Genomic DNA, 16,064 nt, shown 5'->3' with positions numbered 1-16,064 from the left:
GTCGGCAGCGTCAGATGTGTATAAGAGACAGGCGGACGGGCGGCGGTGGGCGGGCTGAATCCGCCCAGCGGCATCCTGGTGTCGGTCTGTGCGGTCACGATGGGGTCCTCGGGCGAGGGTGCCGGACCGCCACGAGGAGCGGTCCGGCACCGTGCGGTGTCGGTCGGTGCGCCGGCCCACGCCGTCTGTCGACGACGACGGCCGCCGCGGCGTCGGTCAGGATCGTCCGAGAGGCTCTCTCAGCCGCCGACCACGCCATGGTGCTGGGTGGTGGCGCGACCACCGGCCGGAACGGCGTGGTCGCGCGCGGGCATCGCCCGCCTCAGAAACCCTCGACGCCCTGGGCGCGCGCGAGCTGGGCGAACTGGTCCTGGGTCTGCTCGGCGACCTCCTCGGGCGTGGTGGTGCCCTGGATCATGTCGGCGAGGTAGATGTACAGGTCCGGGTTGGCCACGGCGAGCGCCTGCATGGAGCCCACGGAACCGGCCAGGGACGCGTGCACGTCCAGCAGGGCCTGCGGGACGCTGTCCGGGGTGGGGACGCCGTCCTGCAGGGAGATGGTGTCGCGGTCGGCGACGAAGCCGGCGTAGCCGTCACCCAGCCAGTAGGACAGCAGCTGGCGGGCGGCCGCCTCGCGGTCGGCGTCGCCGGTCTTGAAGGCGACCAGGGCGTTGGACTGGTCGGGGATGAAGGTGCCGACGTTGCCGCTCGGGGAGATGGGGAAGAAGCCGATCTTCTCGTCGAGCTCGTCGGAGTCCGCGAGGGCCTGGAGCTGGCCGAAGAACGAGTTGACCTGCACCGCCATGGCGGCGTCGCCGCTGAGCAGCGCTTCGGCCTGGTCCTCGAAGGTGGCGGTCCTGATGTCCTTGTTGAACAGGCCCTCGTCGATGAGCTCCTGGTAGGTGGTGATCGCGTTCTGGATGGTGGGGTCGGTGAACTTCTCCTCACCCGTGTTCACGCGGTCCCACAGGCCGTCGGCCGCGGCGTCGGCGAGCTGGACCTGGACCCACCACTGGGTTGCCCACTGGTCGGCGGCCATCTCGTAGAACGGGGTCTGGCCCTCGTCCTTCAGGGTGCGGCCGAGCTCGACGAACTCGTCCCAGTTCGCCGGGGTGTCGGTGATCCCGTGCTCGGCGAGGACCTCCTTGTTGTAGTACACGCCCTCCACGGCGGGACTGGTGACCAGGGCGGCGTAGCGGGTGTCGTCGAGGATGCCGGTGATGTCGGCGAGACCGTCGCTGTAGGCGTCGACGAACGGGGCGCCGTCGAGGGGCTGCAGGTTGGCCGGCGCGTTGATCGCGGTCAGCATCGAGGCCGTGGGCTGCCAGAAGGCCAGGTCGGGCATGTCACCGGTGGCGACCTTGGTCTGAACGCCCTGCTCGTACGGGTCGGGGATGGTGACGACCTCGACGTCGGCGCCGGTGAGCTCCTCGAACCCGGCGACCACGGCGTCGGGGACGGTGTTGGAGTTCTGTGCGGCCCAGATGGTCAGGGTGGTGCCCGTCAGGTCCGTGTCTTGCGCGGGCCATGCCTGCGGGGCGGCGTCGGTGCCGCCGCTCCCACCGGCCGCGGTGGGGTCACTGCATCCGGCAGTGAGCAGGCCGACCGCGAGGATCGCGGCGGGGACGGTCAGATACTTCTTCATATCGACTCCTTGCGGGGGTGCAGTCTTCGCCGACTGCGGGTGTCGCGGGGCCGGGCGGCCCCTGGTTCGGATGGTTCGGTTGGGGCTCCCCGGCTCAGCTGCCCTCGACACGGTCGGCCGTGTGGCCGGCCGTGAGGTTACCGGTCCGGGGCGCGTCGGGGTGCGGGAGGCCGGCTCGGGGGCTGTCGGCCGTGGTGCGGCCGCCGCCGTCGTGCCGGACCCGCAGGACGCGAGCCTGCGGACCGGCGGGGATCGTGAGGGTGACGGCGGAGCCGCCGTCGTGCGCGAGCCGCCATTCGTCGGTGGGCGGGCCGTAGACGATCTCGACGTCGCCCGGCGGCACGTCGAGCTCGACCGTGGTCGCTCCGGCGCCGCGCCACCAGACGACGACGAGCGACTCGTCGCGTCCGCGCAGCCCGGCGGCCAGGAGGGGTGAGTCCCAGCCGGGCAGGCCGAGCGGCCAGAACGGCACGGCCTCGGTGAGCCGGGCCGACCACTGCCTGGCGAGCTCGACTCCACGGCCGACCAGCGACGCCTGAGCGCCGCTCATGCCGTCCAGGCAGCCGGACAGGTACAGGCGCCCGGCGAGTCCCGTGCACAGGGTGAACACGATCTGCTCGTCGGTCATGTCGGGCTGCGGGTAGGCCCAGTTCGCCGCCTGCTCCGGGGCGATGCCCACGAGCGCGCCGACGGCGATCGGCGGGTACAGCAGCGGGTTCTGCTGGTCGGAGGTGGACTGCAGGTCCAGCCGGGACAGGAGCGCGTAGTCGGCGCGCATCGCGCCGGACGCGCAGTTCTCCACGACGAGTTCCGGATGGCGGTCCAGGACGCCGTCGATCCAGTCCAGGTGGGCCTGGTTCTGCCGGAAGAGACCGTCGCCCGCGCTGTCGGCGTCCAGGTCGGTCCCGACGCCCGGCGTGACGTTGTAGTCGAGCTTGAGATAGCCCACGCCGTACTCGTCGACGATCCGGTCGACGACCTCGTCGAGATGCTTGACGACGTCACGGTGACGCAGGTCGAGCAGGTGGCGCCCGTGCTCGGTGAGACGTACGCCGTGCCGCTGCAGGAACGCCTCGTCGGGCAGGGACCTGGCCAGCGGGCTGCGCACGCCCACGACCTCCGGTTCCAGCCACAGGCCCGGCACCATCCCGGCGTCCCGGATCGCATCCACGACACGGCGCAGACCGCCGTCGGGGAAGCGGGTCGCGGACGGTTCCCACAGGCCGACCGAGTCCCACCAGTCGCCGCCGTCGTCGTACCAGCCGGCGTCGATGCAGAAGTACTCCGCCCCGGCGCGGGCAGCGGCGGTGATCAGCGGGAGCAGCCGCTCGGTCGTGGGGTCGCCCATGAGCGTGTTCATGTAGTCGTTGAACACCACTACCGGCTCGCGCGGACGCTGGTGCAGGGCACGGCGGTGCCAGGTCATCGCGCCGAGCGCGTCCTGCCACCCGGCGCCGGACCCGGCGACCGAGGCGGGAACGCTGGTGAAGGAGTCTCCGGGTGCCAGGGTGCGGGTCCAGGAGTGGTCGTCGTCGGTGGGGCCGAACAGCCCGAGGACGAGCGCCTCCGCATCGTCCGCGGCCAGCCGTACGGACAGCTCGGCGCGCCAGGCGCCGTTGTGCTCGACCTGCCAGGCCAGTGCCCGGCCCGTGGCGGACGAGCGGTCGGCTGCGGCCTCCGCGGCCTCTGCGGCGGCAGCGGCGTCCGCGGCGGCAGCCGGGACGACGGCGCGGCCGTCCGCGGCGGCACCGTCCGCGGCGAGGACGCCGCAGGGATTGCGCTGCCCCGAGGACCAGGTGCCGGTGCTGACCACGGCGCGGGCGCCACGAGCGTCCTGGTGCTGGTGCGCGGGCAGGTCGAGGCCGACGAGCCCGTCCTGGGCGGACAGCCGGGTCCACGCCCAGCGGTTCTCCCCCACCCATTCGCTGTGACCCTCCAGAGTGCTCGTGGCCCACACGGGGACCGGTCCGACCGGACGGTCGATCATCAGCGAGGACACCGACTGGAGCGTCACGGGGACGGAGCCGTCGTTGCGGGCCACGGTCCAGGACCGCAGCGAGTATCCGTGCTCCCCGGCCGGAGCGGGCGAGCCGGGGTCGGCCGGGCCACGACCTTCGCGGACCCGCAGATGCGAGGTCACACGCAGGCCGGTGACCGGGTCGGACTGCTCCACCCGCACCTGGGTCCAGCCGGGCACGCGTTCCACCTCGTGGCCCGTCACCCTCAGCCGGGTGCCGATCGACGTCGCCGTGTTGCGGGTGTTGCCGCTGGCGCGGCCGTGCCCGACCGCGAGGATCTCGACCAGCGGCTGCACGGGCTCTGCCGTTCCGGGAGCCGCCGTCAGCGCGGCGGGAGCATCCTGGGGCAGGACCAGCGTGAGCTGGTCGTGGGGCCACAGCGGCACGCGGTGCGCTACGGGGGTGTCGTTCGCCGTCGTCGGCAGGCTTCCTTGCACGGCCCTATGAAAGCGCATATCAAAATGGGATGCAAGCCTCCCCGGGAGAGGCGCTCCGCGAGGCCGATCAGCCGGGGGGTAGCGCTTTCAGGCGGGACAGCCTCCTACCGGGCCGCCACGGGCGCCGCCGAGGAGCGGAGGATCAGGTCCGGCACGAACCGGACCGAGGCCGGCGTCGTACCGCTGTCGATCTGGGCGCGCAGCAGGTGGAACGCCTTCTGGCCGAGCCGCACGAAGTCCTGGCGCACCGTGGTCAGGGACGGCGTCCACAGGTGCGCGAGCGGATGGTCGTCGAACCCGATCACGCTGACATCCTGCGGGACGCGGCGGCCGGCATCCGTCATCCCGCGGACCAGGCCCATCGCGAGCTCGTCGTTGCCGCACAGCACCGCGGTCACCTCCGGGGACGAGGCCAGGCGGGCCCCGGCGTCGTACCCGGAGTCGGGTGCCCAGTCCGCGTACACCACCTCGGGGACCGGCGCACCGGCCTCGGTCAGGGCGTCACGCCAGCCGAGCAGGCGAGCACTGGGACGGCCCGGGGACGGGATCGCCACGTGGTGCACCGTCGCGTGCCCGATGTCGAGCAGGTGCTGGGTGGCGCGCGCCGCGGCGAGCCGGTCGTCCATGAACGCGTGCGCGATCTTCTCGTCCGCCGGACGACCGGACGCGGCGGCCACGACGGGCAGCCACGGCGGGATCGCGTCGAGCGTGGCGACGCCGGCCGGATCGTACTCGAGGACGATCGCCCCGGCCATCGGCTGCCCCAGGGCATGGTCGATGGCCGCCTCGACCGTGCGCCGGTCGTCGGTCTCGACCACGGAGATGACCACCATGTACCCGCTCTGACGCGCCGCCTCCTCGATCCCCTGCAGGGTGGAGGCGTAGCCGTAGCGGGTGGTGTCGCCGGTGAACACGGCGATCATCGGCTGCCCGCCGGTGGCCAGGGCGCGCGCGGCGCCGTTGGGCCGGAAACCGAGCTCCTGGATCGCGTCCATCACCCGCGTACGCCGCGCGGCGCTGACGGGAACCGAGCCGTTCAGGACGCGGGAGACGGTGGGCACGGAGACGCCCGCCACCCGGGCGACGTCGGTGATGGTAGGCGGCTTCATCGGGCGTTCGTTGTCCACGAGGCCAGGCTACGCGCTCGCCGACGACGAAGAACGGGACCCCCTTGCCAACCATGGATGATTAGCGCTTTCATAGTGCGCGCCCATCATCTCGACCCACGAAGGAGTGGTGTGTCAGTGAGCACGTCAGAAAGCGCACGTCAACGGCCCGGACCACGTCGATCCCGGCTGCGGCGGACCGCAGCGGTCCTCGCCACGGCGGCGGTGGCCGCCACCTCCCTGGTCGCCGCCCAGCCGGCCGCCGCCGCCACCGACACGCTGGTGGTCGACTTCGGCACCACCACCGGCGCGTTCCGCGGCGGGGCCTCGGGAACCCTGTACGGGTTCGGCAACCCCGGCGTCCCGAGCGCGGCGCTGGTCAACGGCGCCCACATCACGAACTCCTCCCAGCGAGCGCCCTACGGAACCCAGCACCCCAGCGGGGACGCCCTGCTCGTCGAGGACGACTTCTTCGCCAAGAACGGGCAGGAACTGGCGATCTACGTGCAGGACTACTACCCGGACTGGTCCTACAACGGTGGTCAGCGGCCCGGTGACTCGCGGACGTACGACCAGGCGACCGGCACGTACACGGACCAGCCGAACGGCGTCTGGGACTACCTCGAGGTGGTCGAGTTCGTCACCGAGGCCGTCGCCACGCAGTCCGACCGGCCGCAGGACTACCTGTTCATCCCGTTCAACGAGCCCGACGGCGGCAACTGGTACCCGGACTGGGCCAACCAGCGCGACCAGTTCCTCACCGACTGGAGCGCCGCCTACGCGAAGATCCAGGAGGTGTACGCACGCCACGGCCTCGGTCACGCCCGGATCGGCGGGCCCGGCGACACCCGCTGGCAGCCCGGCCGGTCCGCCGACATCCTCGCGTACGCCCGGGACGACGGCTCCCTGCCCGACGTGTTCATCTGGCACGAGCTCGGGATCGACAACCTCGCGACCTACCGCTCCCACTTCAGCGCGTACCGCGACCTGGAGCAGCAGCTCGGCATCTCCCCCATTCCCGTCAACATCACCGAGTACGGGATGCTGCGGGACATGGGCGTCCCGGGGCAGCTCGTGCAGTGGTTCGCCATGTTCGAGGACACCAAGGTCGACGCGCAGACCGCCTACTGGAACTACGCCGGCAACCTCTCGGACAACACCGCCCGGCCGAACGGCGCGAACGGCGGCTGGTGGATGTTCAAGTGGTACGGCGACCTCGCCGGGTCCGAGACCGTCCAGGTCACGCCGCCGCAGCTGAACGCCGTCGACACACTTCAGGGCATCGGCGCGATCGACACCGCGAACCGGCGCGCCACCGTCCTGTACGGCGGCACCGATTCCGACGTCCAGCTCGACCTGCGCAACCTGCCCGCGGGCACGTTCGGCTCCGCCGTGGACGTCGAGGTCCGCGAGGTCACCCTCTCGGGCGCCGAGGGACTGGCAGGCACGCCGCGCGTGGTCCAGGCCCTGGACGGCGTCGCGCTCAGCGGCGGCACCCTGGACCTGACCGTGGCGACCTACGACCGCTACGCCGCCTACCAGGTCATCGTCACCCCTGCTCAGGACCGCACGATCGCCGTCGACCCGGTCTGGCGCACCAGCACCGAGGCCGAGGACACCACGCTGACCTCCGCCCAGGTCTACACCCAGGACCCGCAGGGCAGCGGCGGCTGGCAGTTCCTCGCCTCCGGCGGCAGCGACGTCGGCTCCTTCAACCAGGCCTCCTCCCGCGCCGACTGGGACGTCACCGTGCCCCGCGACGGGACCTACCGGTTCCAGGTCATCGGCGCCACACCCGGGAAGCCGGGCCGGCACGCCCTGTTCGTCGACGGCACGCACCGCGACACGATCCAGTACACGGCCGACCTGGCGCTCAACGACCGGTCCAAGTGGAAGTACCGCGGCAGCGCGGAACTGGCCGTGACCCTGACCGCCGGCTCCCACACCCTGTCCGTCCGGGCGAGCGAGGACGGCTCGACGGTGCTCCCGAACTCCGACATCACCCTCGACAGGTTCGTCCTGACCGACGTCACCGACGGTGAGCCCACCACCTACCCCGCCAGCACGCTGCGGTACGACGGCGGGGCGGGGCTCGGCTGGCAGGCGGGCACCCGCGGGTACGGGCAGATCGGCGGCTCGGGCCAGCGGGCCGACGCGTACGTGACCGCCATGGAGACCGGCTACTACGACGTCGCCGTCGAGTACTCCACCTCCGCAGCCTCCGACCTGCGTCTCGACGTGGGCGGGCGGACTGCCGCCGCCGTGCAGATCCCCGGCGCCGGGTTCCGGCGCACCACCGTCCGCACGCACCTGACCGAGGGGATCAACGAGCTCGAACTGCGTTCCGCGGCCGGGATCGGCGTCAAGTCGGTCGTGGTGACCCGGGCGACCGACGGGGACTCCGCGGCCACCACCTTCGAGGCCGAGTCCCTCCCCCTGGGCGGGAACGCCTCGGTGCAGACCGCCGCGGCAGGATCGGGCTCCAACGCCTCGGGCGGCCAGTACGTCGGCTACGTCGGGAACGACGCCGCCAACACCATCACCATCCCGCGCGGCAGCGGCTTCTCCGACCCAGGTGACTACGACCTCGTGGTCCACTACGCCAACGCCGAACTCTCCGGCGCCCACGCGTACAACCCGCAGGTCGTGGACCGTCGCCTCGTCATCACCGAGGGCGGGCAGTCCACGCCGGCCGGGACCGGATACTTCCGCTACACCTACGCGTGGGACAGCTTCTGGCAGCGCACCATCCCCGTCACGCTGACCGGCAGCACCGGGGACCTCACGCTGGGCAACCCCACGGCCTGGGCGCCCGACATCGACAAGGTCACCGTCGCGCCGCTCGTGGCGGGCACACCCAGCACCGTCACGACCGGGACGCCCACCGGCAGCCGGGTCGTCACCAACCGGCACAGCGACCTGTGCCTCGACGACTACGGCTGGGAAACCGCACCGGGGTCCGAGGTGCGGCAGTGGACCTGCAACGGCCTGGCGGTACAGGACTGGGACGTGAACGACCTCGGGAACGGCTACGTCGAGCTCGTCAACGGGTACAGCGGGCTGTGCCTGGAGGACAAGGACGCGGCCACCGCCAACGGCGCCCTGGTCCAGCAGAACACCTGCGACCAGACCGAGATCCAGCAGTGGGAGGCCGAGGACTTCGGCGGTGGCTGGTACCGCCTGCGCAACCGCCACGCCGGTCTGTGCCTCGACGACTACAACCTCGTCACCACGGCCGGCGCGGAGGTCCGGTTGTGGACCTGTCACGGCGACCCCAACCAGCAGTGGTCGCTCACCTGAGCCCACGGCTCGCCCGGCGACGGCCTCCTCCGTCGTGAGGAATGGGCGCGTGGGTGCCGCAGTCCCCGAATTCCTCCGGGGCGCTGCGGCGCCCGTGCCCACCTTGACATGCGATAGTGCACGTCATGGCGACCCCTCACACGGCGCAGGCCGCGCCCCTCGATCACCCCGGCACGCGATGAGCGACGACGTCTCCTCCTGGCTCGACGCGCTCGGCCCGCTCGCGTTCTACCTCGTGGTGTGGGGCCTGGTGTTCGTCGGCACCGCCCTGTTCGTCGGCGTGTTCCTGCCGTTCCTCACCGGCGACTCACTCCTGTTCGGCGCCGGCCTGGTGGCCGGCAGTGCCGCCGCGATCGACATCTGGGTGCTCACCATCGGCGTCGCGATCGCCGCTATCGCCGGTGACCAGGTGGGATACCTGCTCGGACGACGCTACGGACGCCCCTACCTCACCTCACGGCGCGGACGCTGGGTCCGGACCGGGATCGCCAGGACCGAACGGTTCTACGACCTGTTCGGCTGGTGGTCCGTGGTGGTGGGCCGGTACGTACCGTGGGGGCGGGTGTTCGTCCCGGCGGTCGCCGGGGTGTCCGACATGGCGTACTGGCGGTTCGTCACCGCCAACGTCGTGGGCGCCTTCACATGGGGTGTCCTGATCACACTGATGGGCTACTTCACGGCGTCGATCCCCGCGGTGCGGCCGATCGCGTACGGGATCGCGGTCGCGGTGATCCTCGCCTCGATCGTGGCGGGCATCCGCGCCTGGCGGCTGGACCGGTCGGCCGACGCGGGCTGAGCGGGAACGGCCGCGCCTGCGACCACGACATTCTGCGCGATGGTTGCGCTCCCGCCAAACAGAACGGCGTGGCCGCGCCAAGAGGGCCGGCGCCGGCCGGGGGCGGCTCAGGCGAGCGCCGCCGCGACGCGCTCGCGGAGCACCGGGACGACGTCGGTCAGGAACCAGGGGTTGCGCGCCTGCCAGCGGAAGTTGAGCGGGGACGGGTGCACGAGCGGAACGACGTCGGGCAGGTAGTCGCGGTACGCACGGACCGTGTCGGTGAGGGTGCGCCCGGCCCGCTCTTCCAGGTAGTACGCCTGCGCATAGCTGCCCACCAGGACGGTGAGCCGGATGTCGGGCATGAGCTCCAGCAGGGGCGTGTGCCACCGCGCCGCGAAGCCCTTGCGCGGCGGCAGGTCGCCGCTCCCGCCCTTGCCCGGGTAGAAGAAGTCCATGGGCAGCAGGGCGAACAGGTCCGGGTCCCGGAACTGCGGCTCGCTGACACCGAGCCAGTCCATCAGCTTCTTCCCGCTGGCGTCGTTCCACGCCAGGCCGCTCTCCTGCGCCTTGCGCCCCGGAGCCTGCCCGACGACGGCGACTCGCGCGCCCGCACCCGCCGCGTAGAGCGGTTCGTGTCCGAGCTCGCGCGCGGCGGCGTTCTCGGCGTCGTCGACGATGGCCTGACGGATGGACTCGAAGGTCATCGTGGCGCTCACGGGACAAGTATCCGCCGCCCGGCTTCACCCGTCAGGCGCAGCGCCAGAGTGCAGCGCAGGCATCATCAGACCTCTTGAAGAACCGTGCACGGTTCGCGCCTGCCTCGAAACGGCGGATCCGCTCGATCATGCTTCGCGCCCCATCGGCTCGCACCTCGTCAGCAAGATCCTTCCACGAAGCCACCAGGCCGTAGTCGGTGACAGCGCGCGTGAATCCGTCGGTGGCAAGGAGCATCTCGTTTCCAGGCTCCGTTCGCCAATGCCGGATCGGCGCAGCCTTCCCGACCGTGGGATTGTCCCCCAGGATCCACTGCGGGCTCTCGTCCGACAGATAGGTTCGGCGACGAGCGATGATTGCGGCGACAGTCGTGTCATCCGTGCCGCACGGAACTCGTTGCGCGACGGCGGCTCGTTCCGTGACGCCGAAGGCCGGGTCGAGCAGAAGGTCGTCCTCAGCGACGTTGTAGACGGCGACGTCGCCGACGACGGCGGCAGTGATCTGTTCGCCGTAGGCGCGGACGATCGCGAGCGACGACGCCGGAGGCAGGCCTCCCGACGGCATCCCCTGCGCCTGGAGTTCGGCACCGATCGCCGCTGCCAGGCCGGACAGCAGCTCGGACGGTCGCTGGTCACGCGCATGACGACGGAGCCACGCATCGCCGAAGTGCGCGATCCAATACGCACCGGTGACACGGGGGTCGGGGCGGAAGGTCGGAGGCATGTCCGTGGCGCCGTCGAACATCCAGGCATAGGGCCCGACACCACCCGCAAGATCCTCGTCCATGTCCCCTTCGCCCTTGTCCGAGGAAGAGTCGAGCAGCTGCAGTTGAGTCACGAAAGCTGTCATTGCCTCAGATCCCGTCCCAGGTGTTCGATCCTGCTCCTTCGCCGCCAGGTCAGAACCATCCTGACATCGTCACGACCACCAGGTCAGGTCGATCTGATGTGCGAGGTGGAGCGCGATGAACAGCAGGAGCACCCCCAGCGTGAGCCCGGGGATCAGGCGCGATGGTTTCGAGATACCTCCCGCCCAGAGCAGACAGGAGAACGCCAGCGTGATGCTGCTGGTAGCAGCGATGAGCAGCGGGATCGCTTCGTCGACGCTCAGCTGCGTCGCAACGGTGACGGCGGCCGTGATCAACGCGATGACCGCCGCCAGAACCCCGAGAAGCTGCACCTGGTCGGAACGTGCACCTTCCAGGTCACGTCGCGCCCGGGCGATCTCGCTCAACAGCTGTGCCCCCTGGCGCTCTACGAGGAGCCGCGAACGCAGTCCTTCGAACCGGGCGATACGACGATCATCACCCGGCAGGTCGACGTGCTGGCGATGGATCGCGATCTGAGCCTCGGCGAGCGCCTCGTCGACGTTGCCTTCGAGCTGGAGCAGCCTGGCCCTCGTGAAGTGAAAGTGTGGGCTGTCGCGCTCGGACATGGACATCGCGGTCTCGACGCGCTCAAGAGCCCGAACCCGGAGAGAAGCAGTCAGTCGTGAGGGCTCGACATCACCGATGTCGGCCACGATCGCGGCGTACTGCTGCCAGACTCCTGGGCGGTCGGCCAGAGCGCTCACCGCGCGCTCCGAATGACGCAATGCCCGCACGAGGTCAGCGCCGGAGGTGCGATCTCCGATCAGGCGGGTTGCGCGGAAGGTGTGGTAATACGGGTTGTCCCCGAATTCCTGCTCGTACTGATCGACCAGGCGGCCGTAGTCGACGTCGCGATCCTCGCGATGCAGCACCTGAAGGACGGCATACAGGCACGAGAAGCGCACATCGTGGTCGTTCGTGGTGTCCCGCAGGGTGGCGAGAAGTTCACTGAAGTGATGCTCGCGCAGCGTGTTCTCGCGAATCCTCTCGGCGAAGGTCGGGCTGGTCCACGACGGGATCGTCACCGTCACGCGATGCCTTCCGCGAGTCTCAGCTTGGGGCAAACCATCTGATCCCCCATCTTTGCGGTATTTTTCCAGATGAGTGTCGCAAAGACACGAGTGCTGAGCAACAGGCAGGATTCCAGGCCGCCGAGCGCATCGCGGGCCGCAGCACTCACGCCGGCGGCGCGGACAACGGCGTCGGCCCGGCGAGAGGTCAGGCCGGACGAGACGCGAGACCTGCCTCCAGGGCGTCGAAGGCCTCGTCGATGTCGCTCGTGAGCGCGGCCGCGATCTCGTCGTCGGACTGGCCGGCGAGTGTGCGGCGCATCGTCTCCTCGAACAGGACCCGGTGGGCACCCGCGAGCTGGGCGGCGGTGATTCGGGGCTCGACGGCGCCGGGTGCGGCGCCGACCTCCTCCGCGAGCGCTCGAGCGAGCGCGGCCTCGCGCGCGTCATGGAACTCGCGCAGTCGCGCCACCAGGGCCTTGCTGCCGACGATCATCTCCGCGAACGGGCGGCCGGAGAACCCGACCACCGGGTCGTGCTCGGCGGCCGCCGCGAGGTAGGACCTGCGCAGCGCGGCGGTCACCGACTCCTCGTCCGCGCGCTCGCGCACGGCGCGCGCCAGCTGATCGACGAACACGTCACCCAGGTCGAGGGCGAGGTCCTCCTTACGGGGGAAGTAGTTGGTCACGGTCATCTTGGAGACGCCGGCGGCGGCGGCGATCTCGGCGATGGTCACCTGGTCGAAGCCCCGTTCGAGGAAGAGCCGGGTCGCCTGACCCGAGATGGTGTCGCGGGTCTGCTGCTTCTTGCGGGCACGCAGGCCGGCCGGGGCTTCGGCGGGCTGGGGAGTCATGTGCGACAGCCTATCTGGGTTCCGCACATTTTTATGCTTGACATATTTTTAGGTCCGACATATATTTTGGTCTCCCACCGACGAGAGGCACCCCTTGCAGATCAGCTCCACCGCCCTGTCCCTCAACGTCGCCGACGAGGCGGCTTCCGCCGAGTTCGCCAGGACCCATTTCGGCTTCACCGAGGCCATGGCCGCCGACGGCTTCGTCTCCCTGGAGCATCCGAGCGCCGGGATCAACGTGATCTTCCTGCGCGCCGGGCTGGGCACGTTCAAGCCCGCCGAGATTGCCGGCCCCGCAGGCCAGGGCCTGCTGATCGCGTTCGTCGTCGACGACGTCGACGCGGAGTACGCGCGCATCGCGGCAACGGGCGCCCGGGTCGTCACCGAGCCGGAGACCGAGCCGTGGGGCGAGCGCTACTGCCAGTTCGCCGACCCCAACGGGATCATCTGGCAGCTCGTGAGCTGGATGAGCCAGCCCTAGCAGCCGCACAGGAGAAGCCACCGAGCCGCTGTGCCGACGAGCCGCTGTGCCGCTGTGCCGCTGTGCCGCTGGCAGGCTGGGCTCATGAGCATCATCCGCCACAACCCGGACAACCTGCACCAGCCTCCTGGCTACCATCACGTGACCGTCGTCGAGCCCGGCAGGGTCGCACACCTGGCAGGACAGTGCCCGCTCGACGCGGAAGGGGCACTCGTCGGCGAGGCCGACCTGCTCACGCAGGTCGACCAGGTGGTCCGCAACGCGACCTCGGCGCTGTCAGCGGTCGGAGCGATGCCGGCCGACGTCGTCCGCGCCGTCGTCTACGTAGCGTCCGCCGAACGTGCGGATCTCGCCGCAGCCTGGAACCGGTTCCGCGAGTCAGCGCTGTCCGACGCCCTGGCCTCGGCCGCCACTCTGCTCGGCGTCACCTGCCTCGGGTATCCCGGCCAGCTCGTCGAGATCGACCTGACCGCCGCGTTGCCGGGCCCGGCCGAACCGTCACGGGCTCGACGTACCGGTCGCCCGGAGACGTGACCTCCTTCGGTGTCCGCGTGCCCTGCCGGGACGAGTACACCTGCGACCCTCTGACCCGGCGTTCTCTGCCGTGGGCGGGACTCAGCAGTACTGCGCCCCGCCCACGGCACCCGCCCGCTACCCCGTCGAGATGTACCGCACCTCGAACGGGAAGGGCAGGGGGTCCGTGCCGAGCTGGCCGGCGAGGGCCTGCGCGGACTCGCGGGTGAACGACCCCGAGATCTCCGCCACCCCCTCGGAGATCACCGTGCCGGGCGGGATCACCGGAGCCGAGACCACCACCCCGTCCACCGTGACGGCGAGCTGGTTGCGCGGGCTCTCCTCGTCCTGCAGGCGCTCGGTGATCTCGGAGAGGCCCGCGGAGCCGCCCTCGTCGAACTCCAGGGTGACCACCCAAGTCGCGGCTTCCGTCCGGTACGAGGCGCTCGACCGGGCGACGTCGGATCCGTCGATCTCGACGGCGCCGAGAAGGTACTTGCTGGTCCCCGCCTTGTCGCAGGCGACCAACGTCAGGTCCGGGTCGGCGGCGCCGTCGTCCCCACCGCCCTCCGGGGTGCCGCAGTCAAAGGCGTCGAACTCCGCCACGACGCCCTCCTCGACGCCCGGCACGTCCGGCGACGTCGCGCTCGCGCCCCCACCGCCCAGCGCCAGCACCGGCCGGAGCGCCAACTCGCCGGGCTCGGTGAGCAGCGGCTGGTCCTCCTCCCCCACCTCGCCCGCGACGTCCAGCTTGATGGTGCTCCCCTCGGCGACGGCAACTGTCACCTCGCGCTCGTCCGTGTCCAGCCGCTCCTCCAACACGACGAGAGCGTCACTCATGGCCTCGGACGTCACCTCGTCGCCGGCGGCGGGCGCGGCCTCGAGCTCAACCCGCGTGGCCGGCCTCCCGGAGGAGTCCACGACATAGTTCATGGGCCCGCACCCGGACAGTGCAGGGATCAGGGCACACACCGTGATCGCGGACAGTGCTCGGCGAGTCATCGTCTCTCCCTCTGTCGGGGTGCGGCCGGCTCGATCAGGCATGACCTCGATCAGGCATGACTCGATCAGGCATGACTCGGAGACGAGCGTATATCGAGTTCACAAGCCCGCACAGGAAAGTCCCGAACACCACTAGGCTCGATCCATGGCCTCCACCGTCATCGTCATCGGCGCCGGACCGGCGGGTCTCGCCACCGCCGGCGCCCTGCGGGCCAGGGGCGTCGACGCCACGGTCCTGGAGAAGTCGGAGCACGTCGGCAACGCGTGGCGGAACCACTACGACCGCCTGCATCTGCACACCACCCGCGGCCTCTCCAAGCTTCCCGGGCTCCCCATCCCCCGCGAGTACGGCCGCTGGGTCTCCCGGGACGACGTCGTCCGCTACCTCGAGACGTACGCCGCCCATCACCGGCTACGGGTCGAGCTCGGTGTGGAGGTCAGGCGGGTCGACCGCGAGGACGGCGGCTGGAGGATCACGTGCGACGACGGGACACGGACGTCGGGCGCCGTCATCGTCGCCACCGGCTACAACCACACGCCGCACCTGCCCGACTGGCCCGGCCTGGGCGGGTTCGGCGGACAGGTCGTGCACGCGAGCCGGTACCGCAACCCGGTCCCGTACACGGACCTGGACGTGCTGGTGGTGGGCGTGGGCAACACCGGCGCGGAGATCGCCCAAGACCTCGCCGCGGGCGGCGCGGCGAGCGTGCGGCTCGCCGTGCGGACGCCGCCGCACATCGTGCGACGCAACCAGGGCATCTGGGCCGCGCAGTACACGGGCGTGCTGGTGAGACATCTGCCGACCGCCCTGGTCGACGCGTTGTCCGTCCCCGTCCGCAAGGCCAGCCTCCCCAACCTGTCCCACCTCGGCCTGCCGATCCCCGCGGTCGGCCTGGCCACCCGCGTGGCCGAGGGCGCCATTCCCGTGCAGGACGTCGGGCTGGTCGACGCCGTCCGGGCGGGCACCGTGCGGGTGGTCGGCCCGATCGACCGGTTCGACGGCGACGAGGTGGTCCTGGCCGACGGCACCCGGCTGACCCCCGACGTCGTGCTCGCCGCGACCGGGTACCGTCGCGCGCTGGAGCCCCTGGTGGGCCACCTCGGCGTGCTCGACGCGCAGGGCAAGCCCGTGGTGACGCTCGGCCGCCCGGCCGCGCCGGGCCTCTACTTCACGGGCTTCACCAACCCGATCAGCGGCATGTTCCGCGAGATGGCGGCGGACGCCCGCCGGATCGCGCGAAACGTCGCCCACGGACGCTGACCGAGAACGGTCCCGCCCCACCACCCCCGCACATTCCGACCTGTCTCTTATACACATCTGACGCTGCCGACGATAAGG

13 protein-coding genes are annotated in these 16,064 nt (G+C 70.8%); 5 read left to right on the top strand and 8 right to left on the bottom strand.

The genetic code is table 11. From position 1 onward, the window contains the following. Nucleotides 1–322 precede the first annotated feature (322 nt). From HGK34_RS20380 to HGK34_RS20370, 3 genes are all read right to left on the bottom strand, one after another. Nucleotides 323–1,645 (bottom strand): ABC transporter substrate-binding protein, encoded by a 1,323-nt coding sequence (locus tag HGK34_RS20380; protein WP_201850894.1) that lies wholly within the window; start codon nt 1,643–1,645, stop codon nt 323–325. A gap of 94 nt (nt 1,646–1,739) precedes the next feature. Beyond that, nucleotides 1,740–4,100, bottom strand: a complete 2,361-nt coding sequence (locus HGK34_RS23665; protein ID WP_201850892.1) for a glycoside hydrolase family 36 protein — start codon at nt 4,098–4,100, stop codon at nt 1,740–1,742. Nucleotides 4,101–4,204: 104 nt separating this feature from the next. Then, nucleotides 4,205–5,209 carry a LacI family DNA-binding transcriptional regulator gene (locus HGK34_RS20370; RefSeq protein WP_201850890.1) on the bottom strand — a complete coding sequence of 335 codons (1,005 nt, stop codon included), beginning with the start codon at nt 5,207–5,209 and terminating at the stop codon, nt 4,205–4,207. Nucleotides 5,210–5,344: 135 nt separating this feature from the next. Between HGK34_RS20370 and HGK34_RS20365 the strand changes: the two genes are divergently transcribed. After that, entirely contained in the window at nt 5,345–8,506 is a 3,162-nt protein-coding gene (locus HGK34_RS20365) for an RICIN domain-containing protein (RefSeq protein WP_201850888.1), read from the top strand. Between the two features lie 178 nt (nt 8,507–8,684). Beyond that, nucleotides 8,685–9,302 (top strand): DedA family protein, encoded by a 618-nt coding sequence (locus HGK34_RS20360; protein ID WP_201850886.1) that lies wholly within the window; start codon nt 8,685–8,687, stop codon nt 9,300–9,302. A gap of 107 nt (nt 9,303–9,409) precedes the next feature. Here the strand turns inward: HGK34_RS20360 and HGK34_RS20355 are convergent, their stop codons facing one another. The 4 genes from HGK34_RS20355 to HGK34_RS20340 all read right to left on the bottom strand — a co-directional run bounded on the left by HGK34_RS20355 (nt 9,410) and on the right by HGK34_RS20340 (nt 12,729). Next, nucleotides 9,410–10,000, bottom strand: coding sequence for a uracil-DNA glycosylase family protein (locus HGK34_RS20355; protein WP_307816140.1), 591 nt, complete (start codon nt 9,998–10,000; stop codon nt 9,410–9,412). Between the two features lie 31 nt (nt 10,001–10,031). Next, complete coding sequence (locus HGK34_RS20350) at nt 10,032–10,835, bottom strand: protein phosphatase 2C domain-containing protein (protein ID WP_201850884.1); 804 nt, start codon at nt 10,833–10,835, stop codon at nt 10,032–10,034. Nucleotides 10,836–10,916: 81 nt separating this feature from the next. Beyond that, nucleotides 10,917–11,897 carry a hypothetical protein gene (locus HGK34_RS20345; protein WP_201850883.1) on the bottom strand — a complete coding sequence of 327 codons (981 nt, stop codon included), beginning with the start codon at nt 11,895–11,897 and terminating at the stop codon, nt 10,917–10,919. A gap of 187 nt (nt 11,898–12,084) precedes the next feature. After that, nucleotides 12,085–12,729, bottom strand: a complete 645-nt coding sequence (locus HGK34_RS20340; RefSeq protein WP_201850882.1) for a TetR family transcriptional regulator — start codon at nt 12,727–12,729, stop codon at nt 12,085–12,087. A gap of 94 nt (nt 12,730–12,823) precedes the next feature. Between HGK34_RS20340 and HGK34_RS20335 the strand changes: the two genes are divergently transcribed. Beyond that, complete coding sequence (locus tag HGK34_RS20335; protein WP_201850881.1) at nt 12,824–13,210, top strand: VOC family protein; 387 nt, start codon at nt 12,824–12,826, stop codon at nt 13,208–13,210. A gap of 84 nt (nt 13,211–13,294) precedes the next feature. Beyond that, on the top strand, nt 13,295–13,744 hold the full coding sequence (locus HGK34_RS20330) for a RidA family protein (RefSeq protein WP_201850880.1): 450 nt from the start codon (nt 13,295–13,297) through the stop codon (nt 13,742–13,744). A 117-nt stretch (nt 13,745–13,861) separates the two neighbouring features. On the opposite strand, the gene HGK34_RS20325 is transcribed toward HGK34_RS20330, so the two are convergent. Further along, nucleotides 13,862–14,725 carry a SecDF P1 head subdomain-containing protein gene (locus tag HGK34_RS20325; RefSeq protein ID WP_201850879.1) on the bottom strand — a complete coding sequence of 288 codons (864 nt, stop codon included), beginning with the start codon at nt 14,723–14,725 and terminating at the stop codon, nt 13,862–13,864. 145 nt (nt 14,726–14,870) lie between these two features. Between HGK34_RS20325 and HGK34_RS20320 the strand changes: the two genes are divergently transcribed. Then, nucleotides 14,871–15,986, top strand: coding sequence for a flavin-containing monooxygenase (locus tag HGK34_RS20320; RefSeq protein ID WP_201850878.1), 1,116 nt, complete (start codon nt 14,871–14,873; stop codon nt 15,984–15,986). The last annotated feature ends 78 nt before the right edge of the window (nt 15,987–16,064 follow it).

This window comes from Myceligenerans indicum, assembly GCF_016742955.1.
Classification (GTDB): domain Bacteria; phylum Actinomycetota; class Actinomycetes; order Actinomycetales; family Cellulomonadaceae; genus Myceligenerans; species Myceligenerans indicum.
The sequence above is the reverse complement of the archived record's forward strand: the minus strand, read 5'-3'. Positions and strand labels throughout refer to the sequence as shown.